Source organism: Chamaesiphon sp., from assembly GCF_041737865.1.
In the GTDB taxonomy this organism is placed as follows: domain Bacteria; phylum Cyanobacteriota; class Cyanobacteriia; order Cyanobacteriales; family Chamaesiphonaceae; genus Chamaesiphon.
The window spans coordinates 1-6,119 of the sequence record NZ_JBGSQZ010000165.1 but is presented as its reverse complement, the minus strand read 5'-3'; the positions used below and the strand labels follow the sequence as shown (position 1 = coordinate 6,119).

The 6,119-nt window shown below is 43.7% G+C and carries 7 protein-coding genes and 1 pseudogene; 6 read left to right on the top strand and 2 right to left on the bottom strand.

Features of this window, described 5'->3' with window-relative positions; translation table 11 throughout:
* The first annotated feature begins 168 nt into the window (after positions 1-168).
* From cobS to ACEW9J_RS12595, 4 genes and pseudogenes are all read left to right on the top strand, one after another.
* A complete protein-coding gene (gene cobS / locus ACEW9J_RS12610; RefSeq protein WP_373545471.1) occupies positions 169-933 on the top strand; it encodes an adenosylcobinamide-GDP ribazoletransferase in 765 nt (254 codons plus the stop codon).
* A 417-nt stretch (positions 934-1,350) separates the two neighbouring features.
* Complete coding sequence (gene rpsB, locus ACEW9J_RS12605) at positions 1,351-2,145, top strand: 30S ribosomal protein S2 (protein ID WP_373545470.1); 795 nt, start codon at positions 1,351-1,353, stop codon at positions 2,143-2,145.
* Positions 2,146-2,448: 303 nt separating this feature from the next.
* A complete protein-coding gene (gene tsf / locus ACEW9J_RS12600; protein WP_373545469.1) occupies positions 2,449-3,393 on the top strand; it encodes a translation elongation factor Ts in 945 nt (314 codons plus the stop codon).
* Between the two features lie 201 nt (positions 3,394-3,594).
* Positions 3,595-4,661, top strand: a pseudogene (locus ACEW9J_RS12595) (ISAs1 family transposase).
* A gap of 96 nt (positions 4,662-4,757) precedes the next feature.
* Here the strand turns inward: ACEW9J_RS12595 and ACEW9J_RS12590 are convergent.
* Both ACEW9J_RS12590 and ACEW9J_RS12585 read right to left on the bottom strand, forming a co-directional pair.
* Complete coding sequence (locus tag ACEW9J_RS12590; protein ID WP_373545468.1) at positions 4,758-5,042, bottom strand: type II toxin-antitoxin system YafQ family toxin; 285 nt, start codon at positions 5,040-5,042, stop codon at positions 4,758-4,760.
* A gap of 5 nt (positions 5,043-5,047) precedes the next feature.
* The gene (locus tag ACEW9J_RS12585) at positions 5,048-5,287 is read right to left on the bottom strand and encodes a hypothetical protein (RefSeq protein ID WP_373545467.1); all 240 of its coding nucleotides are present in this window, start codon (positions 5,285-5,287) and stop codon (positions 5,048-5,050) included.
* Between the two features lie 210 nt (positions 5,288-5,497).
* On the opposite strand from ACEW9J_RS12585, the gene ACEW9J_RS12580 reads away from it, so the two are divergent.
* Together ACEW9J_RS12580 and ACEW9J_RS12575 are read left to right on the top strand one after the other, a co-directional pair.
* A complete protein-coding gene (locus ACEW9J_RS12580; protein WP_373545466.1) occupies positions 5,498-5,722 on the top strand; it encodes a DUF2281 domain-containing protein in 225 nt (74 codons plus the stop codon).
* Positions 5,723-5,752: 30 nt separating this feature from the next.
* Positions 5,753-6,119, top strand: a 367-nt coding sequence (locus tag ACEW9J_RS12575; RefSeq protein ID WP_373545465.1) for a transposase family protein, incomplete at its 3' end; no start/stop codon positions are given.

The following is a 6,119-nucleotide window of genomic DNA, read 5'->3' as shown; positions in this document are numbered from 1 at the left end:
GAGAATCAACTACTCCCTTCCCACCCAATGAATAGACATTTGTAATTCACCATTCACCATCCACTATCCACTATCCACACTAGATGTCTAATTTGTCACTGGGAAGGTAGTAACATAAATTTCTGAAGCCTTTTCTGTGTCCTCTGCATCTGCCGTCAATAAATATCCGTGTTATTACTCAACAATCTCAACTCACTACTTGCCGCTCTAGCGTTTTACACTTGCTGCCCCATCCCGACTAATTTCCAACTGGATTTCGCCAGAATTGCGCGGTGGGCACCTGCGATCGGGCTACTATTGGGAGGAGGATTAGGCTTGGTAGATTTAGGCTTAGATTGGCTGCAAATGCCCATATTGACGCGATCGGGTATTATCGTAGTATTGTGGATTTGGTGGACGGGCGGATTACACCTCGATGGGGCAATGGATGCAGCAGATGGGTTAGCAGTCCAAGATCCCGCACGACGGTTAACAGTGATGACAGATAGTGTTACTGGGGCATTTGGGGCAATGGTAGCAGTAGTTATCATCTTACTCAAAACTTGCGCCTTAACAGCAATTACTCGCGATCGAGCATGGATACTACCATTAGTTGCAGGATGGAGTCGCTGGGGACAAGTACTCGCGATCGCCTTGTATCCCTACCTCAAAGCCCAAGGAAAAGGCGCATTCCATCGCCAAGGGTTACGAATACCCCAAGATATATTACTAGGACTAGCGTTCATCCTCGCTGTGACTGGTTACCAACTTTACTTACAGCCAGCAAACTGGGTGGTAATTTGTATTAGATCGATCGCTAGTTGCGGAATTACCGCGCTCACAGGTTACTATTTTCACCGTCGTTTCGGTGGACATACAGGTGATACCTATGGCGCAGTAGTTGAATGGACAGAAGCATTTATCCTCTGTCTATGGACTATTCCCATAACCTAACTCAAGTTGCTACCCATAACCCAAGCGCAGATAGGTTTCAGACATAATCTATCTCACCTAACTGAATTCTAGAATAAAGTGAACGCCGCACTCCGCTACCCAAAAATCGAACCTTACGCAGCGATTCGCGCTCCTCGGGTTTCCCGAGGGTTTAGCGAATCAAGACAACCCCCAGATCCGGGTTCTGCCCACACAAATAACACCCGCAACTCACAAATTCTCTTCGTTGACCGCTCGACTGATTATAATCGGTTAAACATGATGCCTAACAATAGACGCGATTGATTGTGAATATCTCCCAAAAATTTGTTATCATAAAAAGGTTGTCTAAAAATTCGCACATTCAGGAATTCGGGTGTTTCTAATTAGAAATACAGCCTGGATGGAGGATAAACCCGATTAGGAGAAAATAATCTTATGCCAGTAGTAACATTGGCGCAAATGATGGAGTCTGGCGTTCACTTTGGACACCAAACCAGACGTTGGAACCCCAAAATGGCTCCATACATCTTCACTGCGCGCAACGGCGTACACATCATCGACTTGGTGCAAACCGCCCAGTTGATGGAAGAAGCTTATGTCTACATGCGGACAGCCGCCGAACAAGGCAAGCGGTTCCTATTTGTAGGTACCAAGCGTCAAGCAGCAGGTATCATCGCTCAAGAAGCCAGTCGGTGCGGTGCAGCGTACATCAACCAACGTTGGTTGGGGGGAATGCTCACCAACTGGACGACGATCAAAACTCGCGTCGAACGCTTGAAAGATCTCGAACGTCGTGAAAATAGCGGCGCACTAGATCTCTTGCCCAAAAAAGAAGCTTCCGTCCTGCGACGGGAAATGGCTAAACTCCAGAAATATCTGGGTGGGATCAAGAACATGCGGAAGGTACCCGATATCGTGATCGTCATCGATCAACGACGGGAATATAACGCGATGTTAGAATGCCAAAAGTTGAACATTCCGATCGTCTCGTTACTCGATACCAACTGCGACCCCGACTTGGTTGACGTAGCTATTCCGGCAAATGACGACGCGATTCGTTCTGTCAAATTGATCGTCGGTAAACTAGCCGATGCGATTTACGAAGGTCGTCACGGTGTTGACCCCGACAGTGGTGAAGACATCGTTGATAACTACGAAGACATGGAAGACGACTTCGCAGATGAAGCCGAATTTGCCGAAGCTGATGGTGAAGAAGGCGGCGAAGGCTAAAATTAGGTATTGGGTGTCTAGGATCGTTATTGCAATTATTTAGTTAATTGCGATATTGGGGTAATGGGGAAGCGTTGCGCGCGTCTCCTGACGGAGAGGCTACGCCAACGTCGGGTTTCCCGACGGTTTAGCGAGCCAAATCACGCGGAGGTTTCCTCCGCATGTGTTTGGGTCAAGACAGCGCAACAAGACAGGTTAAAGGAAAAAGGGGTATAAACGCTTTGACACCCTTTACCCCTTACCCCTGTCCCTTTACCCCTCTCTCCATCCATCCACAACCAGCTCGAATATAGATAAAGGAACATGGCTGAAATAACTGCGAAGATGGTTCAAGAACTGCGCCGCCAGACAGGTGCAGGCATGATGGACTGTAAGAAAGCTTTAGGTGAAACTGAAGGCGATCTGACCAAAGCCTCAGAATGGCTGCGTCAGAAAGGCATGGTTGCTGCTGGTAAAAAAAGCGACAGAGTGACTGCTGAAGGCTTGGTAGATAACTTCATTCAAGCTGATGGTAAAACTGGCGTACTAGTCGAAGTCAACTGTCAGACCGACTTTGTAGCACGTAATGATGCTTTTAAAGATCTAGTCCAAAGTCTCGCACACCAAGCGATTACCGCTGATAGCGTCGATGCACTACTAGCACAACCCTACGCGGCTGACAATAGCATCAAAGTATCGGAAGCGATCGTCCAATCGATCGCCAAAATTGGTGAAAACCTCAACGTGCGTCGCTTGGCGAACTATCATGTAGCTGATGGTACCGAAGGTGCTGTCGATTGCTACATCCACACTGGTGGACGAGTTGGCGTACTGCTAGAACTCGGTTGTATTTCTGCAACAGTAGCAAATAACGAAGATTTTAAAGTCTTAGCGCGAAACTTGGCAATGCAGGTTGCAGCTTGTCCCAATGTTGAGTATATCAACGTCGCCGAAATTCCTGAAGCACTAGCCAGCAAGGAAAAAGAAATCGAAATGGGACGTGACGATCTCGCCAACAAACCCGATAATATCAAAGAAAAGATCGTCCAAGGACGCATCGACAAACGTCTCAAAGAAATGACCTTGGTAGATCAACCCTACATCAAGGATCAGAATATCTCTGTGACTGAACTAATCGGACAAACCGTCAAACAGTTGGGCGAAGATGTCACAGTCCGCCGCTTCACTCGCTTTATTTTAGGCGAAGGGATCGAGAAGAAAGAGTCCAATTTCGCGGAAGAAGTTGCCGCTCAAATGGGAAAAATGTAATTTCTAGGTAGAACAAATATTAAGGAGCGGTCTAAATTTAGACTGCTCCTTTTTTATCAATAAAAATTTAGATATTGACTATACGATCTCTGCATTGTAAACATCAAATACCGTTTCGCTACCATCGCCTAATGTTGGCTGTATCTGAAAAAGAATAGCTACTCATAGATCGTTATCTTTAGCAATTAGATCGATCTTTGCTTGCAATCTATAGTTTTATTAGGAGGCTGTACCGGATATTGGGGTTATAAACCATTAGCTTCATTTACTAAAAATCATCGATTACGCTTACTTGAATTATTAGAACTACCACCTGAGACTCGGTTTCCATCAGCATCAACATTTAGAAACATCATGATGGCAATGGATTTTCAAATTATGGCGAATCTATTCAATGTCTGGGCAGAGCAAGCTCTATCGATCGCCACCGGAGAATTATTGGCGATCGATGGTAAATGTATTAAAAGTACTCTTACAGGTGGGAATCAATCCTGTCAAAATTTTGTAAGTGTCGTCTCAGTCTATAGTCATCAGCAAGGATGGGTCGTTAGGCATCAAGTTATGGAGAATAGTAAGAAAAGTGAAATTGGGGTAGTAGAGCATTTGGTTCAAACGCTGTCTGGCAAGCATATCGTCATTACAGCCGATGCACTACACTGCCAAAAAAAACTGTTAAATTGATTATTGATGGCGACAATGATTATATTATTACTGTTAAAGGAAACCAGCCTCGTCTAATCAAGACATTGACTGCGCTAGCTACATCTTCTGTAGCCATCGATCGCCATCTCCACTCTGAACGTTTGCATGGACGGTCAACAACTCGCGAGGTCAAAGTCTATCCAATTTCTGCTGAATTATTACCTGATTGGGTTGGTGCCAAAAATTTAATTGAAGTCGATCGATTTGGAACTCGACCTCAAGGAAAGAAAAGTCGTCTGATTGTTGATTATCATGAAAAACATTTTTATTTGAGTAGCTTAACTTATTCGGCCGCCGAATTTGCCGATGCTATTCGTGGTCACTGGTCTATTGAAAATAAACTTCATTGGGTTAAAGACGTAACTTTAAATGAAGATAACTGTATTCACACTGGTAATTATTTACCAGCTAATTGGGCGATGGTCAGACAGTTTTTAGTTTCCCTTTCTCGTCAATTCAACTGTCGAACACTCCCTGACGCTCTCAGGCTAATGGCTAATCAACTTCAGCCTATTTTCGCTGCCCTCTTTGGGCAGAGCGTCAGTGATTTCTCTGGCGACAATTAATCCACCCTGCTCACCCATTCATCAAGGGCGATCGATTCTCTTGCGCCAGAGTCTACACCAACAAATCAAGCCTTACCAGAAGATAATCAAATTACTCTAATAAACATCATCATGATTTCCGACATCGAGTAAAATGATTAACTCAGCCTCAGTTTCTGAATCTGGTTCGATCGAAAATAGGACTCGACAATCATAGCCATAAGAACAGGCGTAAATCCCCTCTAGATTCCCGCCTAGTTTATGAGTGTCCAGACTAGAGATAAATACATCTTCTGTCATCTGTTCTAGTGTTTTCCTTACCTTTTCCTGTAATTCTGAGTTTCGCCTAGTAAACTTCCGTAAAGATCGATCGAATCTTGGAGTAGAGATTAGTTTTCTCATGCTGATTATTCATCGATCCGATCGTCTAGCTGATTCATAATTTCTGCTACCGATCGAGGCTTCAATTTCCCTGCTCTCACGTCTAAAGCTGCTTGACGTGCATACTCCACTAGTTCCAATTGACGAGTTTTGCTATGTAGTGATATGTTCGCCGACTGATGTTCTTGAATTGCTACGATTAAAGCTTGTTGTTCTTCTCTCGGCAATTCTAAAGCTGCTTCTAATACTTGGCTAAATGTAGTCATTGCTTCTATTCCTACCTGCACTAATATTTTAGACCATTCTATCTACTACTGCGATCGCTGTTAAAACTTGGCGTAGCCTACCAGAGGTAATCGAACCACCCATCCCCATCAAGGGCGATCGATCCTCTTGCTCCAAAGGCTACACCAACGAATCGAGTGTTTTATCCATGTTTGTTGTTAAAATAGCGGTGTAGATCGAGAACGACCAAAATGCCTATAACAACTATCGAACAATTGGCAATTGAAAAGATACGCAGTTTACCTTCAGAGTTACAACAACAGGTGTTAACATTTGCTGAGTTTTTGGAGTTTAAACAGCAACAATTAGAAGATGAAGGTTTACTCAGAGCAATGCAAGAAACTAAAGATGACGAGACGATCGATCTTGCAGAAGCGGCTCTTCCGCTAATATGGGGAGAATGGGGTAAAATGTAGCGATAGCGGAATTTTAGCCCCCTCCCCAATATGGATTTTCACCTAGATAATTTATTGAATCTACCTAATGTTATTGTTGATAGCTATGCGAACACACTAGATGCAATAGTCGTAAGATTACAATTAATTAATGCTGGAATTAATTGTCCTAATTGCAATAAATATATATGCCAAGTGCATCAAACTCGTCCAGTTTTAGTCAGAGATTTATCAGTTTTCGGTCAAGTGGCGTATTTAAAAGTCCCGCGTCGTCAGTTCTATTGTTCTAGCTGTAAAATATCGCCAACTGAACCTTTGCTTTGGTTAAACAAGAAGCAAAGACAAACAAATAGATATCAAGAGTACATATATGAAAAAGTTAAAGAACTGACGGTTAAGCAAGTCAGTGAGAATGAAA